Here is a 20598-nt window from a genome sequence, read left to right on the forward strand (position 1 = left end):
AGATGCCCAGGGCCCGCTCGTTAGCCATACGGGTGCGCAGGGTCGGCAGCGGCGCGGTGGAGGGCAGCTCGTCGAGGATGGCGTGGAAGGGCGGGCAGACCTCACCCGGAGGTTCTCCTCCTCGTCAACGCCTACGCGTCACCAACGTCCCGGCCGAGTACATCTAGAGTCGCGCCGTCACGGGGGACCGACGTGGGGCACGAGCGTGCCCGGCGTCGCGGTCCCGGGTGTCACGACACGGTCGTGCGTCCGGGGTCGACGGGGCATCGCGGACCGGGGGTCGTCGACCGTCGGGTCATGAGGGAGGAGCCGACGGCATGATCGCGTGGACGGGAGACCCGGCGGGGTCGCACGAGCCCGGGCGACGTCCTGCGGCGGGCGCATCCGCTGGCCGACGCGTCGGGCCGGGGTCGTCCGTCGCCTCCGTGCTCGCCATGCTCCTCGTCCTCGTCGCCGGTCTGGGCCTCGCGCTCACCGGGGTGGTCCACGCCGTCACGCTCGGGCCGTGGCCACTCGTCGCCGGAGTGATGATGACGTCGGCCGCGCTCGCCGGCATCGTCGCGCTCGGGCGCGGCCGGCGGGAGGCCTCCACGCACGCACCCGTCCGATCGGCGGGTCCGTCGTCCGTTCGGACCCTCCTCGGCGGGTCCCCGTGGCGGCAGGGTCGGCCCAGGGCATCCTGTCCGGGTGCGGCACACCGGGAGTCATGACCATCGACTCCCTGGGCTCGGACGGGTGGCGCACGGGTCCTCGCGCCGGCGCCGGGTGCTCGGAGCCGGGCTGCTCGTGCTCGCGCTCACCGGGTGTGCGGGGGCGTCGGCCGACACCCCCAGCGCCGCCGGGGCGCCGGGCCTCCCGGGCACGCCTCTCATCCCGCGGTCGACACCGTCGGGAACGCCCACTCGCCCGTCGTCCCCGTCCGCGACGCCCACCATGGCGCCGTCGCCCCCCGAGCTCGGCACCGCGCTGGCCACGCTCGGCTCGATCCCCGTCAAGGGTCGTGCGGCGAAGTCCGGGTACGACCGCGCCCGGTTCGGGCAGGCGTGGGCCGACGTCGACCGCAACGGGTGCGACACCCGCAACGACATCCTCCGGCGTGACCTCTCGGCAGTCACGCTGAAGCGCGGTACGCGCGGGTGCGTCGTCCTGTCGGGCACCCTGCACGACCCCTACACCGGACGCACCCTCGCCTTCGTGCGCGGCGCACGCACCTCCGGCGCGGTGCAGGTCGACCACGTGGTCGCCTTGTCCGACGCCTGGCAGAAGGGCGCTCAGCGCTGGGACGAGGCCACCCGCACGGCGTTCGCGAACGACCCCCTCAACCTGCTCGCGGTGGACGGGCCCACGAACGCGGCGAAGGGCGATGGCGACACCGCGACCTGGCTGCCGCCACGGAAGGCCGCACGCTGCGGGTACGTCGCCCGCCAGGTCGCCGTCAAGAGCCGCTACCACCTGTGGATGACCGCCGCCGAGCGGGCCGCCGCCGAGCGCGTCCTCGGCGGCTGTCCCGGGCAGGCCGTGCCCACGACGCGACCCGTCGCCCTCGGAGGCGCGCCCGAGGAGCCCGAACCGGCTCCGTCACACCGCGCGACGCCGCGACCGGTCTCCTCCGGGCGCACCCCCGACCCGCGCTTCGGCTCGTGCCGCGCAGCCCTGGCCGCGGGGTACGGCCCCTACGTCGAGGGCCGGGACGTCGAGTACGGCTGGTACCGCGACGGCGACTCCGACGGCACGGTCTGCGAGTAGCCCCGGTCGCGCGGAGCTCGTCCAGCCGATCGCGTGGGTCGAGGCCGATGTTGGACAGGAGACCGACGCGCACGCCGTGCCGGCGCAGGCCGACGAGGACGGCACGGAGCATCCCGGCATCCTGTCAGCCGACCGACGACGCGCCGCCCCGGCGGAGATCGCCTCCCTCGACCCGTGCGACGGGTCCGGCAGACTCCGAGGAGCACGGCGCTCCGGGCCGCGAGTGAGGGGAGCAGCACCATGTCCACGCACGAGACACCGCCCGTCCCGGGGTTCGAGCCGCCGCCGCGCGGCCCGTCCGGCCCTCCGCTCGTCCGGCTCCAGACCTGGGTCAACATCGTGCTGATCATCACGCTGCTCGCGTCCTGCGGCGCGGCGAGCAGGTCGGGTGAGCTCGTCTCCGGGGTCCTCGGTGGTGGGGACGCCGCGTCGAGCGCCCAGGTCGACGACATGTGCCGGCTGCTCGGGGCCGTGGCGCAGAAGCAGGGCATCGACCTCGACACCGTCCTGCCCGAGGGGTCGGGCGACCCGTCCTCGTCCTGCGGGACCCTCGCCCGGGAGCCCGGCACCCCCTGAGGCGCCGGGCCGGCGTCAGGCGTCCTCCTTCCGGAAGGTCGACGTGCCCCACCACATGGCGGCGGCGAAGAGCCCGAGCGCCCAGGCCGACCCCCAGAGCATCCGGTCGTTGCCGAACTCGCCGAGGAACGAGGTGCGGACGGCATCGGTGATCCAGCGCACCGGCATGAAGTCGCTGACGTCCTGGAGCCACTGCTTGCCGAGCGTCATCGGCAGGAGGATGCCCGAGAGCAGGAGCACCGGCATCATCACGACGTTGATGACCGGCGCCATGACGTCCTCGCTCTTCGTCGTCAGCGCGAGGGCGTTGGAGGCGGCGGCGCACGCCCCGCCCATGAGCAGGGTGAGCACGACCCCGAGCGCCGCGCCGCCGGCCGAGGCGTCCATCCCGAGCGCGTAGCCGAGCCCGATGAGCACGAGGGCCTGGACGAACAGCTGCAGCAGGTCGCGCCACAGGCGGCCCATGAGCAGCGCCGTGCGGCTCGCCGGGGTGACCCGCTCGGCCTCGACGACCCCGTCGCGCCACTCCGAGATCAGGCCGAAGCCGGCGAAGAAGGCGCCGAAGAGGCCGAGCTGGACGAGCATCCCCGGGACGAAGAAGGTCCAGCTGTTCGCATAGCCGAACTGCCGGGCGATCGGTTCCAGCAGCGGCCCGAAGAGGAACAGGTAGAGCACGGGCTGCATGAGCCCGATGAGGACCCACGCCGGGTTGCGCAGGTTCATCCGCAGCTGGCGGCGGAAGACGATGAAGGACTGGCGCAGGAAGGTCATGCCCGGACTCCTGTCGGACGGCTGGTGTCGGTGGTCGGCGAGTCGGCGCGGTCGGGGCTGTCGGGGCTGTCGGCGGAGCCGGGCGGGTCGGGGTCCTCGGAGGCGGCGCCGGAGTCGCGCAGCGAGCGGCCGGTGAGGGCGAGGAAGACGTCGTCGAGCGTCGGGCGGCGCACCTCGAACGTCGCGAGGTCGGTCCCGGCGACGGCGAGGTCGCGCAGCAGCGGGGGCACGGCCACGGCCGCGCGCGGTACCCGGCCACGGGCGTGCCGACCCTCGACCTCCACGCCCGTCGCGATGGCTCCCAGCCGTGCCGCGACGTCGGCGACACGCCCGGGGTCGACGACCTCGAGGTCGACGAGGTCGCCGGCCACCTGCGCCTTGAGGTTGTCGCTGGTGTCCGCGGCGACGATCCGGCCGTGGTCGATGACGACGATGCGGTCCGACAGCGTGTCGGCCTCGTCGAGGTAGTGGGTCGTGAGGAAGACGGTGGCCCCGCGTTCCGTGCGCAACCCGGCGATGTGCTGCCAGAGGTTCGCGCGCGCCTGCGGGTCGAGACCGGTCGTCGGCTCGTCGAGGAAGACCAGCGTCGGGTCGTGCACCAGACCCATCGCGATGTCGAGGCGCCGGCGCTGGCCGCCCGACATGGACCTCGGCTGGCGGGTCCACATCCCGGGGAGGTCGAGCTGCTCGAAGAGCTCCCGGCCGCGTCGACGGGCGTCGGCCCCGGACATCCCGTAGAGCATGCCGTGGTCGACGATCTCGTCACCGGCCCGCGCGAAGCTGCCGGTCGAGCCGCTCTGCGAGACGTAGCCGATGCGGCGCCGCACCTCGGCCGGTGCGCGCACCACGTCGAAGCCGGCGACGGTGGCGGTGCCCGCGCTCGGCCGCAGCAGCGTCGTGAGCATCCGCAGGGTCGTCGTCTTGCCGGCGCCGTTCGGTCCGAGGAAGCCGACGACCTCGCCCTCGGCGACGTCGAGGTCGACGCCGTCGACCGCTCGGACCTCCTTCTTGGCACGTCCCTCGCGGGTCGTGAAGGTCTGCACGAGGCCTCGTGCCTGGATCATGGTCCCTCCCGGGGGCCCCGTGACGGCGGGGCCGCGTCGTCGCACGGGACGACGGTCGCCGTCCCGTCAGGATGGACCGGGGCCGGCCGCCGGACTCATCGGCGCGGGGTGGGACGCGTGAAGGCCGCACTCCGGTGGAGTGCGGCCTTCGGGGGCGTGCGGTGCGGCGGGTTCCGAACGCTCAGGCGCAGTCGAGGCAGATGCTCGTGCCCGGCTTGGACTCCTGCGAGCGGTGCACGAGGAGGAAGCAGCTGATGCACGAGAACTCGTCGGCCTGGCGCGGGATGACCCGCACCTCGAGGGAGAGGTCGGACAGGTCGGCGCCGGGGAGGGTGAGGCCGTCGACGGCCTCGGTGTCCTCCTCGAGGAGGTCGACGCTGGTGCCGCGGGAGCGGGCGGCGTCGAGCTCGATGATGTTGTCGGACTTCTCCTCTTCGCCGTCACGGACCCGGGGAGCGTCGTAGTCGGTTGCCATGTCAAGCACCTCTCGGTCGGTCTGGGTCGGCTGGGGCGGTGAGGCCGGAGCCATGAGTATGTCGAGGTCAGGGACCTTTGTCAAAGCTTTGTCTGAAGTTTGACGAAGGTGCGTCTGCTCGGTGAACGGTGGGGGGCCCACCGATGTTCCCGAGGGGTCCCGCAGCCGTCGGTGCGCGACCTCCCGTGGGTGGTCGACGGGGGTCGACAGGAGGGCTGGTCGACCCCGGACGGGGCCGTCGGCCGCGGGCGTCGGTCAGTGCGTGAGGGCGAGGACGAGGCCGACGGCGAGCGTCGCCGCGAGCACGGCCGTGGCCGGCAGCCAGGCCCAGTGGACGCGCCGGACGCCGTCCTCGCCGACCGTCACCGACGGGCCGGCCGGGACGCTCCCGCGCTCGTGGTGCAGCGCGCGCCGACGTCGACGGCGGACCCGCGGAGCGGCGAGAGGGGCCACCGGGGTGGTGGGGGTCGGGGCGGGGTCGTGGTGGGCGTGCCCCGGTGCGTCCTGGGGTTCGGCCGCCACGGAACGGCGCTCGGCCGACAGGGCGCGACCCTCGACGTGGTGCGCGGCGACCTCGTCCGGCGTCCGCACCGGCGAGTCGGACAGCTGCTCCCCGAGCTCGCGCGCGCTCGCCGGGCGCTCGTCCGCCCGCTTGGCCAGGCACTGCTCGACGAGCGCGCGCAGATCGCCGGTCACGTGCTCGGGCAGCGGCGGCGGCGGGTCGTTGACCTGCGCCAGGGCGGTGGCAACGGGCGTGTTGCGGTCGAACGGCCTTCTGCCGGTGAGCATCTCGTGCGAGACGATGCCGAGGGCGTAGAGGTCGCTGGCGCCCGTGGCGGCCTCGCCCAGGGCCTGCTCGGGGGAGAGGTAGTGCGGCGTGCCGACGACCTCACCGGTCTGGGTGTGGCCGCTGCCGTCGAGCGCGCGGGCGATGCCGAAGTCCGTGAGCTTCACCGTGCCGTCGGCGGTGAGCAGGATGTTGGCCGGCTTGACGTCGCGGTGCACGACCCCGGCCTCGTGCGCGGCGCCGAGGGCGAGCGCGGCCTGGGCCATGACCGACCGCACGCGCTCCGTCGGCTGGGCTCCCTCACGGCGCACGAGGACCGAGAGCGGCTCGCCGTCGACGAGCTCCATCACGAGGTACGCGAGGTGGTCCTCCTCGCCGTAGTCGTAGACGGTCGCGATGTTCGGGTGCGCGAGTCCCGCGGTGTAGAGAGCCTCGTCACGGAAACGGCGGGCGAAGACCGGCTCGCTGTCGATGCTGGGGCGCAGCACCTTGACGGCGACCGTGCGGTCGAGGACCTCGTCGTCGGCGCGCCACACGTCGCCCATCCCGCCGGAGGCGATGCGTGAGCCCAGCAGGTATCGGCCCCCGAGGCGGTACCCCTGCTGCAGCCGGTTCACCGGTGTCGACTCGTTCGCACGGGGACGACGATACGCCCGTCGGGGCGGTCCGCTCGCCAAGGCTGACCTGCGGTGTTGAGGGTTTGTCGAGATGAGACCGAACCGAGACCCCATCCGCCCCACCGGGCACCGGCGCACCCGTCGCCTCAGGCGTGAGGGGGAGGCCGGAGCCCGCCCTGCGGGGGAGCCGCGGACCTCGGCCCACGGGTAGACCGGAGGAGGGCAGCACGCCCGCGCCACCCGACCCGACCCGAGGGGAACCCGATGACCAGCACCCGACGACTCCACCGCCTTCGCGCCGGCCTCGCCCTCGGCGCGGTCGGCGCCCTGACCGCCACCGGCGCCGCCCGGGCCGCCCCCGCCCCGGCCGCGACGGAGGCCTCGCCGGTGGCTGCGGTGAGGGACGACCGGGCCGCCGCCCGCGCGCGCCTCGACCACCGCCTCGAGGAGCTGACGGCCGCCGGGGCCGTGGGCGCCGTCGCCCACAGCCGCGGCGCCACCGGGCGCGCCTGGAACGGGGCGGCCGGCGTCCGCACCATCGACGCCGCGCGCCCGGCCCGGCCCGGCGACACCGCGCGCGTCGCGAGCGTCACCAAGGCGATGGTCGCCGTCCTCGCGCTGCAGGAGGTCGACCGCAAGCGGTGGACGCTCGAGACGACCGTCGACGACGTCTGGCCGGGGCTGCTGCCCGGCCACGGTGACGTCACCCTCGAGCAGCTGCTCTCGCACCGCAGCGGCCTGCCCGACTACCTCGTACCGCTCCTCGGCGACGCGCAGACCGGCACCGAGCTCGTCGACGTCCTCACCCGGGACCGCACCGACCGGCAGCTCGTGCGGGCCGGGCTCTCCCAGCCCTGGCTGTTCGAACCCGGCACGTCCTTCTCGTACTCCAACACCAACTACGTCGTCGTCGGGCTCATGCTGCAGCGCGCGACGCACCGCTCGGTCGCCTCGCTCCTCCAGCAGCGCGTCTTCCGCCCGGCCGGGATGCGCGACGCCCGCTTCCCGACCACCGGACGGACCTTCGCCGGGCCGGCGCACCTCGGCGACTACGCCGTGCTCGAGCGGCCCTACCTGCTCGACGGCACGAGCTCGAGCGTCTTCTCGTCGGCGGGCGCGGTCGTCGCCAGCGCCGCGGACATCGGGTCCTTCTACCGCTCCCTCATGGCGGGCCGGCTCGTCTCGAAGCGCTCGCTGGCGCAGATGCTCACCCCACGCACCACCGAGCCGCTCGCCTACGGCCTCGGCGTCTACCGCGCGACCGACCCCTGCCCGGACGCCTCCGGGCAGCCCGGCACCCTCTACGGCCACGACGGCGCCTCGTTCGGCACCATCACGCTCGTCTTCACCTCCGCCGACGGCACCCGCCAGGCGAGCGTCGCCTTCGGTGGACGGCAGTACACCGCCGACGCACCGACCCTCCCGGCGGCCAACCAGGTCCTCGTCGACGCCCTCGTCTCGACCTGCCCCCGGCCCGTGCCGCCGGCGGCGGCGCAGCGCAGCCTCGTGGAGCTCGACCGGCTCTCGGCCGGCCTCGACACCCGGGCCGAGGCCCTGCCCGAGGCGCTCACGGCTCGCTGAGGGCGGCTCCCCGCGGGGCGCCTGCCGGCTCAGGACCGGCGGGCGCCCTGCGAGGGCAGCGGCTCGAGCTCGACGCCGTCGGCGCGCTCGTCGTGCGGCCGCGGCTCCGGGATGCCCCGCCGCAGCCGGCGCCCCGCGCGGACCCGCTCATCGAGCTTCTCCTTGGCCTTCTCCGCGCCCGAGGCGTCCTTGAGCGGCAGCTGGACCGTGTGCTCCGCCTTGATGCCCGCCTCGAGCTCGCGGACCCGCTCGAGCTCGGCGTCGACCTCGGCACCGAAGAGCAGCGCGAGGTTGGTGATCCACAGCCAGAGGAGGAAGACGATGATGCCGGCGAGCGAGCCGTAGGTCTTCGCGTAGGAGCCGAACGTCGTCACGTAGAACCCGAACCCGACCGAGGCGAGGACCCAGACGCCGATGGCGACCGCGGCCCCGACGGAGACCCAGCGGAAGCGCGGCTGGCGCACGTTGGGCGTCCAGTAGTAGAGCACCGCGACCATGACGACGACGACACCGAGCATCACCGGCCACTTGGCGACGGTGAAGACGGTGACGGTGGCCGCCTGCAGCCCGATCCGGCTGCCCACGACGTCGGCCAGCGGGCCGCTGACGACGAGCCCGACGAGCACGAGGCCCGCCATCACGACGAGGCCGAGGGTGATGAGGACCTGCTGCGGCCGCAGCTTCCACACCGGACGCCCCTCGGGCACCTCGTAGACGCGGTTGAGGGCCCGGCCGAACGCGCCGACGTAGCCCGAGGCGGAGAAGAGGGCGGTGCCGATGCCGAGGACCAGCGCGAACCCGGCGCCGCTCGCGCCGATCATCGAGCGGATGGGCTCCTCGAGCTGGTCGGCCGCGTCGCCCTGACCGAGCTGACGCACGATGTCGAGCAGCTGCTCGGTCGTCGACTCACCCTGCCCGAACACGCCGAGCAGCGAGACGAGCGCGAGGATCGCGGGGAAGATCGCCAGCACCGAGTAGTACGTGAGGGCGGCGGCGAGGTCGGTGCACTGGTCGCGCTGGAACTCCGCGAACGCGTTCTTGGCGGTCCGGCGCCATCCGCGGGGGCTGACGTCGGTGGGCGAGTCCGGCGTGCGGTCGCGGCCGGCCCCGGGCTCGCGCCGCCGGTCGGCGGGTGCGTCGGTGGCCATGGTCGTCCTCTGGGGGTGCGGGGGTGCCCGGCGGGGCACGGCGGTCCCTCCCAACCTAGCCGGGGCCACCCGCATCGGCGCTGGTGAGGGCGCCTCGATGCCCCGTGCCGCCACGGGGCGGCGTGCGAGGTGCGAGACTGCCCGGATGACGAGCGACGGAGGACGACCCGTGCCGCGCCGGCCGGTGCGCTTCGGCCCGGACGCCCTCGAGGCCCACGGCGGCACCCTGCCCGGCCCCGCCGAGACCACCGAGATGGCGCACCAGACGGCCGCCATCCTCGTCGGCGCGGGACGCGCGGCCCACGACCCGCAGGTCACCTCGCGCCTCGTCTCGCTCGTCGACGACCTCGGCCTCTCGACCGTCGCGGACCTGTGGTCCTCACGGCCGGGGCGCTCGCTGCCCGGCGCGCTGTGGCGGCTCTACGCGCTGCGCGAGTGGGTGCGGCGCAGCCCGGAAGCCGCCAGCCGCGAGTACGCGGCGGGCATCCGGTTCACCGACGTCGCGCACGTCGTCGCGGGCATCGCCGAGCCGCCCGAGCCCGCCGAGCTCATGCGCGTCGCCGACCAGATCCTCGCCGGCGTCTTCGAGGGCGACCTCGCCGTGGCGCTGGAACGGGCGTCGGCGTTCTGCGCGGTCATCGCCGCCGGGCGCGCCGAGCTCGCCCACGACCACGACGTCCTCGACCCCCTCTCGGCCACCGACCTCACGCGCAGCGGCGCCGCGCTGCTCGCGACCGGTGAGGACCTGCGGGCCAGCGCGCGGCTCTGGCGCACCGGCGAGCTCGACTGAGAGCCCTCCGGCCCGTCCGGCGGTCCCGTCGACGGATCGGTCCCCGCATCGGGAACATCCCCGGCCGGGGCACGCGTTATGGTCTTCCGTGGGTGCCGGGCCGCGGCAGCCCCGGGTCCCAACATCAGCCGCTACGAGCGGCCACGCGCCGTGAGGCGCTCCCGGTCCGGCATCCACCTCATCGCCCCGCGGCCGTCTTGGACGCCGCGCCCGTTCGTCCGGTCGGCGTCCTGCCGTCATGCGGTGTTTACCCCTACGGTGACGACATGCGACCGGACGACCCGCTGACCGACGACGCGCTCCAGGAGGAGATCGAGCTCGTCGGAGCGCTCGTGCTCGAGGCCTCGGCCAGCGACGGCCCCATGGACCAGGAGCACATCGACGCCGTCCTCGGGGTCGGGGAGGGCGACGCACCGGCGGAGTCAGACGCCGACGGGGACGACGCGACCGCGGAGGATGCGGGGTCCTGACGCGGGGTGTCGTGCGGGGGCCTAGCCTGTACCCGAGCACCAGGCCGTTCCCCGGGAGACCTTCATCGTGGGCTTTCGCCGCACCCCGTCCGACCCCTCCTTCTTCGCGCTGTTCGCCGACTCGGCCCGACAGCTCGTCGAGGGCGCGGGGGCGCTGACCGCGCTCCTCGGGGCGGACGCCGACGAGCGCGAGGCCATCCTCAAGCAGATGCACGAGATCGAGGCCGCGGCCGACGACGCGACGCGCGCGATCGTCCGCAAGGTCGGCGGCTCGTTCGTCACGCCGTTCGACCGCTCCGACATCCACGCCCTCGCGGTCGCCCTCGACCAGTGCGTCGACCTCATGGAGGCCGCGGTCGACCTCATCGTCCTCTACCGCGTCGACGAGCTGATGCCGCGCGTGGCCAAGCAGGTCGAGGTGATCCAGCGGATGGCGGAGCTGACGGCCGACGCGATGCCCCGGCTGCGCTCGCTCAAGGAGATGGACGCCTACTGGGTGGAGATCAACCGGCTCGAGAACCGGGCGAACAAGCAGTACCGCCGGATGCTCGCCGACCTCTTCAACGCCAAGAAGGCCGACCCCCTGACGGTCATGAAGCACAAGGACATCATCGACGCGCTCGAGGCCACCGCGAACGGCTTCGAGCACGTGGCGATGACCGTCGAGGCGATCGCCGTCCGGGAGTCCTGACCGGTCGTGGAGTGGTGGCCCGCGGCCCTCGTCGTCGTCCTCGCGATGGGCTTCACGTACACGAACGGCTTCCACGACTCGGCGAACGCCATCGCGACCTCGGTCTCGACGCGGGCGCTCACGCCCCGCATCGCGCTCGCGCTGGCGGCCGTGATGAACCTCGCCGGCGGGTTCGTCGGCGTGCGCGTGGCCGAGACCGTCGGCGGCGACATCGTCTCGGTGCCGACCGGGCCCACGGGGATCGTCCTGTGCGTCGGCGCGCTGCTCGGGGCGACCGGCTGGAACCTGCTCACCTGGTGGCGGGGGCTGCCGTCGTCGTCGACGCACGCGCTGATCGGCGGCCTCGGCGGGGCGGCGCTCGCGGCCGGGGCGACCGTCAAGTGGGACAGCATCCTCGACAAGGTGCTCGTGCCGATGCTCGTCTCGCCGGTCGTGGGGCTGGCCGGCGGGTTCGTGCTGATGACGCTCATCCTGTGGGTCTTCCGGGGGGCGCGGCCGGGGCCGGCGGTGCGCGGCTTCCGGTACGCGCAGACGGTGTCGGCGGCGGCGATGGCGTTCGGCCACGGGATGCAGGACGCCTCGAAGACCGCCGGTGTCGTCGTGCTGGCGCTCGTGGCCGGGGGGCACCGGGGGGCCGACGACGCGTCGGTGCCGTGGTGGGTGCTCGCGCTGTCGGCGGTGGTGCTCTCGCTCGGGACGTACGCCGGTGGGTGGCGGATCATCCGCACGCTGGGGCGCGGGATCATCCACCTCGACCCGCCGCAGGGGTTCGCGGCCGAGGCGTCGGCGGCGTCCGTGCTGTGGGTCGCGACGATGACCGGGGCGCCGGTCTCGACGACGCACGCCATCACGGCGGCGATCACCGGGGCCGGGGCGACGCGCTCGGCCAAGGCGGTGCGGTGGGGCGTGGCGCGCTCCATCGTCATCGGCTGGCTGCTGACCTTCCCCGGCGCCGGCCTCGCGGCCGCCCTCGTCTACGCCGCCCTCTCCCCCCTCACCTGACCCCGCCTCTCCCGACTTCTTGCGAGTTCAGCCGCTCGACGCGCCGGTGTGAGGCCCGGAAAGCGGTCGAACTCGCAATCAGTGAGCGGGCGTCGGCAGCAGCTGCACCGCAGGACCGCCCGATGGCCTGTCGCCGCGGCGGCGGCGACCGCGCGGTGCCAGCGGGTGACCACCGCGAGAGGGGACTCGGTGCGCTCGCGGGAGGTCCAGCGGACCATCTGCAGCCCGAGCGAGCGGATCGACTCTGCCCGGTCGTGCGACCTGAGCAACCGGGCGGCGACGTCGGCCGGTGCGTCGCCCAACCCGAGCTCGGGGGCGCCGAGGAACTTGCCGCGGCCGTCGGCCTCCCCGACGACCCCCAGGGTGGGCCACGCGACGTCGACCCGTCCGAGCCACTCGCCGTCCGGGGTGAACACGTCGACCTGCGGCACGCCGAGGGGCATCCCCCAGCCGTGGAAGGTCACGGCCGAAGCGGACTCGAGCCAGCTCTCGCGCCGGGGGTCGGCGAAGGCGAACGCGGAGTCGGCGCCCGTGACCCCGGGCCAGCGGCGCTGCCCGCGTCGGACGGAGGTCAGCTCCGCCGCGCTGCACGCACCGGAACGGAGCGCGGCGTCGGCGATGGCGACCGACTCTGGCAGGTGGAGCGAGCGGCTGCAGTCGACGACGGTGCGGGCGACGCTCGTCAGGTCGACCTCGGCGAGGCTGGTGCGTTCGTCGTCGGGGAGCCCGCCGCGCCGCAGGTCGAGCCATTCGTGGTGGCTGGTCGTCGAGTCGTCGTCGACAGTGAGGACGGCCAGCGGGAGCCGGCGAGAGGGCAACGGGAGACCGTGCAGACCGGCAGCGCTGACGTGGCTCGTGACGTAGCCGGGGTGCGCCCGGTGCGCGGCGTCGGCGAGTCCGAGGTGCTGGTCCCACGATGCAGTGCCGTGCCAGGTGTCCGTCACGGCGAAGAGCCCTCGGTGCACCCGGGTCAGGACCTCGCGCTCGACGGCGCGTGCGACCTGGTGCCGCGTCACCCCGGCGTCGGCCGCGTCGTCGAGGAAGAAGGGCTGGGGGAGGGCCTGGAGGCGGGTGAGCAGCACCCGGTCGATGCTGGGACGCGACCGATGAGCGCCGCCAGTGGCCACCGCTGATCTGTGGACGACGGCCGGCGGTCCGCACCCCTGTGGACGACGCCCCCGTCACTCCCGACCCACCCGACTTATTGCGAGTTCCGCCGCTCGACACGCTGCAGGGGGGCGTGTCGAGCGGCGGAACTCGCAATAAGTCGGAAGAGAGGGTTGGAGGGGCGGGCGTGGGAGGGGGCTGGGTCTGGCGGGTCAGCCGAAGCGGCCGCTGATGTAGTCCTCGGTCGCCTTCTCGGTCGGGTTGGAGAAGATGCGCTGGGTGTCGCCGACCTCGACGAGGCGCCCGGGCTCGCCGGTGGCCTTGAGGTTGAAGAACGCCGTCTGGTCCGAGACGCGGGCCGCCTGCTGCATGTTGTGCGTGACGATGACGATCGTGTAGTCGGACTTCAGCTCGTTGATGAGGTCCTCGATGGCCAGCGTCGAGATCGGGTCGAGCGCCGAGCACGGCTCGTCCATGAGGAGCACCTGCGGGTTGACCGCGATGGCGCGCGCGATGCACAGCCGCTGCTGCTGCCCGCCCGAGAGGCCGGCGCCGGGCTTGTCGAGGCGGTCCTTGACCTCGTTCCAGAGGTTCGCGCCCTTGAGCGAGGTCTCGACGACCTCGTCGAGCTTCTTCTTGTTCTTCAGCCCGTTGAGCTTCAGCCCGGCGGCGACGTTGTCGCGGATGGACATCGTCGGGAACGGGTTCGGCCGCTGGAACACCATGCCGACCGTCCGACGCACCGCCACGGGGTCCATCGACGAGGCGTAGAGGTCCTGGTCGTCGAGCATGACCGAGCCGTCGACGCGGCCGCCGGGGATCACCTCGTGCATCCGGTTGAGGGTGCGCAGCACGGTCGACTTGCCGCAGCCGGACGGGCCGATGAAGGCGGTGACGGAGCGGGGCTCCACGGTCATCGTCACGCCCTCGACGGCCTTGAAGTCGCCGTAGTAGATGTCGAGGTCCTTGACGTCGATGCGCTTGGCCATGGGTGCGGTGTCTCTTTCCGGAGGTGGTCGTCGGGGACGTCGGGGGTCAGCTCTTGACCTTGCTGAAGCGGCCGACGAAGCGGCCCAGCAGGTTGAGCAGGAAGACGAGGAGGATGAGGGTGAGCGAGGCGCCCCAGACCCGGTCCAGGGCCGGCTGGAGGGCCTCGGTGCGGTCCTGGTTGATCATCGTCGGCAGGGTCGCCATGAGGCCGCCGAAGAGGTCGGTCGCGATGACCTTCGTGTACGGGCCGAGGATGATGAGCGGCGCCGTCTCGCCCATGACGCGGGCGAGGCCGAGCAGGATGCCGGTGACGATGCCCGAGAACGCCGTCGGGACGACGACCTTCATGATCGTCTTCCACTTCGGCACGCCGAGCGCGTACGACGCCTCGCGCAGCTCGTTGGGGACGAGCTTGAGCATCTCCTCGGTCGAGCGCACGACCGTCGGGATCATGAGCAGGGTCAGCGCGAGCGTCACCGCGAAGGCGACCCGCTGGAAGCCGAACGTCGTCACCCACAGCGCGTAGACGAACAGCGCCGCGACGATGGAGGGGATGCCGGTGAGGATGTCGACCATGAACGAGACGACCCGGGCGAGGCGCCCGCGGCCGTACTCCACGAGGTAGACGGCGGTCAGCACGCCGACGGGCACCGACATCACGGCGGTGACGACCGCCTGGATGAGCGTGCCCTGTATGGCGTGGACGGCGCCGCCGCCCTCGCGCCGCGAGGTGATGCCGGCCTGGCTGTTGGTCCACCACTGCGCCTCGAGCAGCATGTGGCCGCCCTTGACGAGCGTCGAGCCGAGGATCCAGACCAGCGGCACGACGGCGATGGCGAAGGCCAGCCACATGACGACCTTCGCGAGGAGGTCCTTCGCGGCGCGGCCGCCGGACCTCTCGCCGAGGCCGCGGGTCGGGGAGGACCCGGTGCCGGGGGGCGTCGTGGGGGTGGTGGTGTCGAGCTGGGCGGTGCTCATTCGGAGAAGGCCTTCCTGCGCTCGATGACGATGCGGGCGGCGGCGTTGACGAGGAACGTCACGACGAAGAGCACGAGGCCGGCGGCGATGTACGCACCGGTCTTCTGCGGGGTGTCGAACTCGCTCGCGCCGCCGGCGATCTTCGAGGCGAAGGTGGAGCCGCCGTTGAAGATCGAGAAGCTCCACTCCTTCGTCGGGCTGAGGGTCGACAGGAGGATGAGGACGGCGAGGGTTTCACCGAGCGCACGACCGAGGCCGAGCATCGCCGCGCTGATGATGCCGGGCTTGCCGTAGGGCAGCACCGCGACGCGGATCATCTCCCACTTCGTCGCGCCGAGGGCGAGCGCGCCCTCCTTGTGCGTCGTCGGCACCTGCGCGAAGACCTCGCGGGAGATGGCCGTGACGATCGGCAGGATCATGATCGCGAGGATGACGCCGGCGAAGGCGAGGGTGCTCTTCGCGCTGACGTTCTGGTCGGACAGGAACGGGACCCAGCCGAGCGCGCCCTGGAGGAGACCCGCGACCGGCTCGAAGTACTGGCCCGCGATGTTGAGCCCCCAGAAGCCGTAGACGATCGAGGGGACCGCGGCGAGGAGGTCGACGGTGGCCGCCGCCGGGCGGGAGAGCCAGCGCGGCGCGTACTGCGTGATGAAGAGGGCCACGGCGACGCCGAGCGGCACCGCGATGACCATCGCGATGACCGAGGTGACGAGGGTGCCCCAGGCGAGGTCGGCGATGCCGAAGCGCGGGTTCGCGCCGCTCGGGCTCCACTCGCGCGAGAGGAGGAAGTTGGCGTCGTTGTTCATGAGCGACGGCACGGCCTGCACGAGCAGGAAGACGCCGACGAGCGTCACGATCGCGACGACGAGCAGGCCCGAGCCGGTGGCGAGACCGCCGAAGATGCGGTCGCCCAGCCGGCCGGTGGAGGCGCGGTCGGCGTCGTGCGGGTCGTCGTCGATCGTCGAGCGGCCGGTGATGGAGGTCGTCACGTCGTCCTCGGTCTCGGTGGGGGTGGTGGTCGTGCCAGAGGGCGGGCCGGTGGTTCCGGCCCGCCCCCGTGGCGGGTGGTCGGGGCGGCGAGACGCTCCGACCGGATGGCGCCGCGGGCGCCGGTGGGTCAGGAGATCGCCGCGATGGCGGTCTGGACCTTCTCCTCGATGGAGGACGGGAGCGGCGCGTAGCCGATCTCCTCGAGGCCCTTCTGGACCTCCGGGTCCGCGAAGTGCGTGAGGAAGCCCTTGACCTTGGTGGCGGTCGCCGCGTCCTTGTACTTCGAGCAGACGATCTCGTAGGTGACGAGGAGGATCGGGTAGGCGCCGGCCTCCTTGGTCGCGTAGTCGAGCTTGAGGCGCAGGTCGTTGCCCTCTCCGTCGTTGGCCGCGGCCTCGAGGGCCTTGCCGACCGACTCGCCGGTCAGCTCGACGGCGCCGCCGCCGTTGTCGACCTTCGCGACACCGAGGTCGTTGTCCTTGGCGTAGCTCCACTCGACGTAGGTGATGCCGCCCTCGGTGGACTTGACGCCCTCGGCGACACCGGCGGACTTCTCCTTGCCCTCACCGGAGGCGGGCCACACCTTGGCCGGGTCGTAGCTCCACGCGTCGCCGGCCGCACCCGAGAGGTACTTCATGAAGTTCTCGGTGGTGCCCGACTCGTCCGAGCGGAAGAAGACCTTGATGTCGGTCGCGGGGAGGGTGACGCCGGAGTTGATCGCGGCGATCTTGGCGTCGTTCCACTTCGTGATCTTGCCGTCGAAGATCTGCGCGGCGACGTCCGGGGTGAGCGTCAGCGAGTCGACGCCGGGGACGTTGTACGCCAGCGCGATCGGGCCGGTCACCATCGGGATGTTCCAGGCGGGGGAGCCGCAGGTCTGGGCGGCCGCGTCCGTCTCGACGACGCCGTCCTTCTCCTCGGTCTTGAGCGCCGAGTCGGAGCCGGCGAAGTCGACCTGGCCGGCGATGAACTGCTTGATGCCCGCACCCGATCCGGTCGGGTTGTAGTTGACGGTGGCGCCGGAGCAGGCCTCCGAGTAGGACGCGGCGGCCTCCTCGAAGGCGTTCTTCTGCGCGGAGGAGCCCTCGGCGTTCAGGGTGCCGTCGAAGCAGTCGGCGGACGCGGAGGAGGCAGCGGAGCTCGAGCCGGAGCCGGCGGTCGCGCCGGTGCCCGAGTTGTTGTCCGAACCACAGCCGGCGAGAGCGATGGAACCGACCAGGGCGAGGCTCGCGAGCTGGCCGAAGCGGCGGGTCTTCACAGGTGTACCTCTCGGAGGTCAAGGGGAGTCGTGGAGCCGGACACCGATGTCCGACGCTGAGGACGGTAGGGACGCCGGGTGACGCCGTGGCCCGTCACCGGTGAACGGGGCGTGAACAGCACCCGAGCATCGGCCGACGGGACGGTCAGGTCCCGGGGACGGATGCGTGTCGCGACGGGCGCTCCCGCGTCCCGCCCTCCTGCGGACGTGTGTGGAGAACGTCGGCATGCCGACGTTCTCCACACACGTCCGGGAGGGAGCGGGTGGGGCCCCCGTGTCAGGGGAGGTGGCGCTCGACGGCGACGACGCGGGCGGCCGGGCCGGTGCCGGCGACGTGGAGGACGAGGGCCTCGCCCTTGACGAGCTTCGCGTCGGCCGCGGCCGCCAGCAGCGCCCGGTCGGCGGCGGCGGCCGAGGCCGCGAGCGGCGCCAGCACCTCGAGCAGGGCCGGGAGCACCGGGCCGTGCGAGCAGAGCACCGCCGGCCGGCCGGCCTCGAGCAGCCGCAGGACGCGGCGGGGCGCCTTCGTGGCGTCCTTCTCGAACCCCTCCTCCGACAGCCCGCCGCGGGTGCGGACGGTCAGCCCGGCGGAGTCCGCGAAAGGCGCGACGGTCGCGACGCAGCGCACCGACGGCGAGCTGACGACCCGCCGTGGGGCGTACGCCGCGAGCACGCCGACGAGCGCTGACGCGCGCGCCACCCCGGCGGCGTCGAGCGGGCGCAACGTGTCGTCGCCTCCGGACCACGCCCCGCGCGCGACGGCGTGGGCGTGCCGGACGACGACGAGCGGCCAGGTGTCGAGCGAGCCGGCCTGGTGGTGGCGGACGAGGGCGCGCAGCTGCTCGCGGTCGCGGGCGTAGTCGAGCCGGTCGTGGGCCTCGCGGGGGTCGAGCCACGCGACGTCGTCGATCTCGTTGACCAGCTCGCCGGTGCCGCCGACCACGCGCGCCGCCCAGTAGCGCACCACCTTGTCGGCGGGTCGGCCGTCCTTGTCGAGCATCGTGTAGCGGGCCTCGGGCAGCGGCACGCCGAGGCGCACCTGCAGCCCGGTCTCCTCCTCGGTCTCCCGGGCGGCGGCGGGCGCCCACTCCTCGCCCGGGTCGAGCTTGCCCTTGGCCCAGGCCCAGTCGTCGTAGCGCGGCCGGTGGACGAGGGCCACCTGGAGCGCGTGGCCGCGCACCCTCCAGGGAAGGGTGCCGGCGGCCGGGATCGTCGTCGGCACGGTCGGGCCGCTCAGCGCCGGCGGGCCTTGCGGCGCCGCTTGGCGTGCATCTCGACCAGCGCGGTCTGGAGGTCCTCCAGCGGCTGGCCCTCGTCGTCGAGGTGGCGGCGGGTCCATCGACCGTCCGGGCCGAGGGCCCAGTGCGAGTACCGCTCCGAGGCACCGCGCTCCATGAGTGAGCGCAGGTCCTGGACGTGCCGCGGGTCGGTGAGCCGCACGAGCGCCTCGACGCGGCGGTCGAGGTTGCGGTGCATCATGTCGGCGCTGCCGATGTAGACGAGCGGGTCGCCGCCGCCGCCGAAGTAGAAGATGCGCGAGTGCTCGAGGAAGCGCCCGAGCACCGAGCGCACCTCGATCGTCTCGGACAGGCCCGGTACCCCCGGCCGCAGCGCGCAGATGCCGCGGACCCACAGCTGCACCCGCACGCCGGCCTGCGAGGCGCGGTAGAGGGCGTCGATGACCTGCTCGTCGACGATGGAGTTGACCTTGAGGCCGATGTAGCCGCTGCCGGGCTCGGCGCGCTCGTGCTCGATCTCCTGGTGCACGTGCGCGACGAGGCCGGAGCGGACCGAGCGCGGCGCGACGAGGAGGCGGCGGAACTTGCTGCGCGGGGCGATGCCCGAGAGCTGGTTGAACAGGCGGCTGAGGTCCTCGCCCACCTGCTCGTCGTCGGTCAGCAGCCCGAGGTCCTCGTAGAGGCGCGCGGTCTTCGGGTTGTAGTTGCCGGTGCCGACGTGGCAGTAGCGGCGCATCCCCTCCGCCTCCTGGCGGATGACGAGGCACAGCTTGGCGTGGGTCTTGAGGCCGACGATGCCGTAGACGACGTGGACCCCGGCGTGCTCGAGCTTGCGGGCCCAGGAGATGTTGTTCTCCTCGTCGAAGCGGGCCTTGATCTCGACGACCGCGAGCACCTGCTTGCCGGCCTCGGCGGCGTCGATGAGGGCGTCGATGATCGGGGAGTCGCCGCTCGTCCGGTAGAGGGTCTGCTTGATCGCGAGGACCTTCGGGTCGGCCGCGGCCTGCTCGAGGAGCGCCTGCACCGAGGTCGAGAACGAGTCGTACGGGTGCTGGAGCAGCACGTCCTGCTTGCGGATGGACGCGAAGATGTCGCGCGCCTTGGCCGACTCGGTCGGGGCGAGGTCGGCGTTGGTGCGCGGCACGAACGGCTCGAAGTGCAGCTCGGAGCGCTCGAGGTCGGCGATGACGTTGAGCGCGCGCAGGTCGAGCGGCGCCGGCAGCCGGTAGACCTCGGCGGCGTGGACGCCGAGCTCGCGGACGATGAGGTCGAGGACGTGGTCGTCGATGTCCTCCTCGACCTCGAGGCGCACCGGCGGCCCGAAGCGGCGCCGGGTCAGCTCGCGCTCGAGGGCGGTGAGGAGGTTCTCGTTGTCGTCCTCCTCGACCTCGAGGTCCTCGTTGCGGGTGACGCGGAAGGTGAAGTGCTCGCGGATCTCCATCCCCGGGAAGAGCTGGTCGAGGTGGGCGGCGATGACGTCCTCGAGCGGCACGAACCGGGTGTCGTACATGTCGGCCAGCGGTGACTGGTCCGGCCCGGGCTCGACGCGCACGAGGCGCGGCAGCATCGGCGGCACCTTGACGCGGGCGAAGTGCTCCTTGCCGGTACGCGGGTTGACGAGGATGACCGCGAGGTTGAGCGACAGGCCCGAGATGTACGGGAACGGGTGCGCCGGGTCGACGGCCAGCGGCGTGAGGACGGGGAAGAGGCGCTGCGTGAAGACGTCACCGAGGCGCTCGCGCTCGTCGTCGGAGAGGGCGTCCCAGTGGACGATCGTCACGCCCTCGGACTCCAGCGCCGGGCGGACCTGCTCGGCGTAGACGCGGGCCTGCATCCCCATCAGCTCGTGCGCGACGAGGCTGATCTGCTCGAGCACCTCGCGCGGCTCGAGCCCGGAGGCCGACCGGACGGCGATGCCGGTGGCGATGCGCCGCTTGAGGCCGGCGACCCGGACCATGAAGAACTCGTCGAGGTTCGAGGCGAAGATCGCGAGGTAGCGGGCGCGCTCGAGCAGCGGCACGTTCTCGTCGCCGGCGAGCTGGAGGACGCGCTCGTTGAACTGAAGCCACGAGATCTCGCGGTCGAGGAAGCGGTCGGCCGGCAGGCCCTCGTCGTCGTCCGGCTCGGGGTGGTGCGCGCCGCGGACGAACCGGCCGTTGGCGCTGCGCGGCTGCTGCCGGGTCTCGGTGGCCGAGGCGCTCGCGATGGAGACCTCGCTGACGATCGCGCCCTCGGCCGACGCGTCGGCCGCGGCGTCGCGCGCCGTCCCGCCCTGCTCCTCGACGTCCACCGCCGTCTCGTCCGTCATGCGTCCATCCT

The 20598-nt window shown here is 73.2% G+C and carries 19 protein-coding genes; 7 read left to right on the top strand and 12 right to left on the bottom strand.

From position 1 onward, the window contains the following. The first annotated feature begins 933 nt into the window (after positions 1-933). Entirely contained in the window at positions 934-1746 is an 813-nt protein-coding gene (locus tag IG69_RS0112205; RefSeq protein WP_211251001.1) for a GmrSD restriction endonuclease domain-containing protein, read from the top strand. A 240-nt stretch (positions 1747-1986) separates the two neighbouring features. Then, on the top strand, positions 1987-2322 hold the full coding sequence (locus IG69_RS0112210) for a hypothetical protein (RefSeq protein WP_030528454.1): 336 nt from the start codon (positions 1987-1989) through the stop codon (positions 2320-2322). Between the two features lie 15 nt (positions 2323-2337). Here IG69_RS0112210 and IG69_RS0112215 read toward each other — a convergent pair whose 3' ends face one another. From IG69_RS0112215 to IG69_RS20250, 4 genes are all read right to left on the bottom strand, one after another. Then, the gene (locus tag IG69_RS0112215) at positions 2338-3093 is read right to left on the bottom strand and encodes an ABC transporter permease (RefSeq protein ID WP_030528455.1); all 756 of its coding nucleotides are present in this window, start codon (positions 3091-3093) and stop codon (positions 2338-2340) included. Beyond that, the gene (locus tag IG69_RS0112220; RefSeq protein WP_030528456.1) at positions 3090-4157 is read right to left on the bottom strand and encodes an ATP-binding cassette domain-containing protein; all 1068 of its coding nucleotides are present in this window, start codon (positions 4155-4157) and stop codon (positions 3090-3092) included. The genes IG69_RS0112215 and IG69_RS0112220 overlap by 4 nt, the downstream gene beginning before the upstream one ends. Positions 4158-4338: 181 nt before the next feature. Beyond that, positions 4339-4632, bottom strand: a complete 294-nt coding sequence (locus IG69_RS0112225; protein WP_030528457.1) for a DUF4193 domain-containing protein — start codon at positions 4630-4632, stop codon at positions 4339-4341. A 255-nt stretch (positions 4633-4887) separates the two neighbouring features. Beyond that, positions 4888-6036, bottom strand: a complete 1149-nt coding sequence (locus tag IG69_RS20250; RefSeq protein ID WP_030528458.1) for a serine/threonine-protein kinase — start codon at positions 6034-6036, stop codon at positions 4888-4890. A 264-nt stretch (positions 6037-6300) separates the two neighbouring features. On the opposite strand from IG69_RS20250, the gene IG69_RS0112235 reads away from it, so the two are divergent. Then, positions 6301-7617 carry a serine hydrolase domain-containing protein gene (locus IG69_RS0112235; protein WP_030528459.1) on the top strand — a complete coding sequence of 439 codons (1317 nt, stop codon included), beginning with the start codon at positions 6301-6303 and terminating at the stop codon, positions 7615-7617. 29 nt (positions 7618-7646) lie between these two features. Here the strand turns inward: IG69_RS0112235 and IG69_RS0112240 are convergent, their stop codons facing one another. Further along, a complete protein-coding gene (locus IG69_RS0112240) occupies positions 7647-8765 on the bottom strand; it encodes a YihY/virulence factor BrkB family protein (RefSeq protein ID WP_211251002.1) in 1119 nt (372 codons plus the stop codon). Positions 8766-8910: 145 nt separating this feature from the next. Here IG69_RS0112240 and IG69_RS0112245 point away from each other — a divergent pair, with 145 nt between their 5' ends. The 4 genes from IG69_RS0112245 (at position 8911) to IG69_RS0112260 (ending at position 11718) form a co-directional block, all read left to right on the top strand. After that, positions 8911-9555 (top strand): hypothetical protein, encoded by a 645-nt coding sequence (locus tag IG69_RS0112245; protein ID WP_030528461.1) that lies wholly within the window; start codon positions 8911-8913, stop codon positions 9553-9555. A 266-nt stretch (positions 9556-9821) separates the two neighbouring features. Next, positions 9822-10025: a hypothetical protein gene (locus tag IG69_RS0112250; RefSeq protein WP_030528462.1), complete on the top strand. Its 204-nt coding sequence runs from the start codon at positions 9822-9824 to the stop codon at positions 10023-10025. A gap of 67 nt (positions 10026-10092) precedes the next feature. Beyond that, complete coding sequence (locus tag IG69_RS0112255; protein WP_030528463.1) at positions 10093-10716, top strand: DUF47 domain-containing protein; 624 nt, start codon at positions 10093-10095, stop codon at positions 10714-10716. Between the two features lie 6 nt (positions 10717-10722). After that, a complete protein-coding gene (locus tag IG69_RS0112260; RefSeq protein ID WP_030528464.1) occupies positions 10723-11718 on the top strand; it encodes an inorganic phosphate transporter in 996 nt (331 codons plus the stop codon). On the opposite strand, the gene IG69_RS0112265 is transcribed toward IG69_RS0112260, so the two are convergent. From IG69_RS0112265 to IG69_RS0112295, 7 genes are all read right to left on the bottom strand, one after another. Continuing rightward, positions 11691-12800 (bottom strand): type IV toxin-antitoxin system AbiEi family antitoxin domain-containing protein, encoded by a 1110-nt coding sequence (locus IG69_RS0112265; protein WP_030528465.1) that lies wholly within the window; start codon positions 12798-12800, stop codon positions 11691-11693. The two genes, IG69_RS0112260 and IG69_RS0112265, sit on opposite strands and share 28 nt — an antisense overlap. A 237-nt stretch (positions 12801-13037) precedes the next feature. Continuing rightward, complete coding sequence (gene pstB / locus IG69_RS0112270; protein WP_030528466.1) at positions 13038-13814, bottom strand: phosphate ABC transporter ATP-binding protein PstB; 777 nt, start codon at positions 13812-13814, stop codon at positions 13038-13040. 46 nt (positions 13815-13860) lie between these two features. After that, a complete protein-coding gene (gene pstA, locus IG69_RS0112275; protein WP_030528467.1) occupies positions 13861-14793 on the bottom strand; it encodes a phosphate ABC transporter permease PstA in 933 nt (310 codons plus the stop codon). Further along, the gene (pstC, locus tag IG69_RS0112280) at positions 14790-15782 is read right to left on the bottom strand and encodes a phosphate ABC transporter permease subunit PstC (protein WP_030528468.1); all 993 of its coding nucleotides are present in this window, start codon (positions 15780-15782) and stop codon (positions 14790-14792) included. Before pstC ends, pstA begins: the two co-directional genes overlap by 4 nt. Before the next feature lie 128 nt (positions 15783-15910). Then, positions 15911-17041 (bottom strand): phosphate ABC transporter substrate-binding protein PstS, encoded by a 1131-nt coding sequence (pstS, locus tag IG69_RS0112285; protein WP_030528469.1) that lies wholly within the window; start codon positions 17039-17041, stop codon positions 15911-15913. Between the two features lie 277 nt (positions 17042-17318). Beyond that, a complete protein-coding gene (locus IG69_RS0112290) occupies positions 17319-18263 on the bottom strand; it encodes an NUDIX hydrolase (RefSeq protein WP_030528470.1) in 945 nt (314 codons plus the stop codon). A gap of 11 nt (positions 18264-18274) precedes the next feature. Next, entirely contained in the window at positions 18275-20587 is a 2313-nt protein-coding gene (locus IG69_RS0112295) for an RNA degradosome polyphosphate kinase (RefSeq protein WP_030528471.1), read from the bottom strand. Positions 20588-20598: the final 11 nt, after the last annotated feature.

Origin of the sequence: Phycicoccus jejuensis (assembly GCF_000720925.1) — a bacterium.
Classification (GTDB): domain Bacteria; phylum Actinomycetota; class Actinomycetes; order Actinomycetales; family Dermatophilaceae; genus Phycicoccus; species Phycicoccus jejuensis.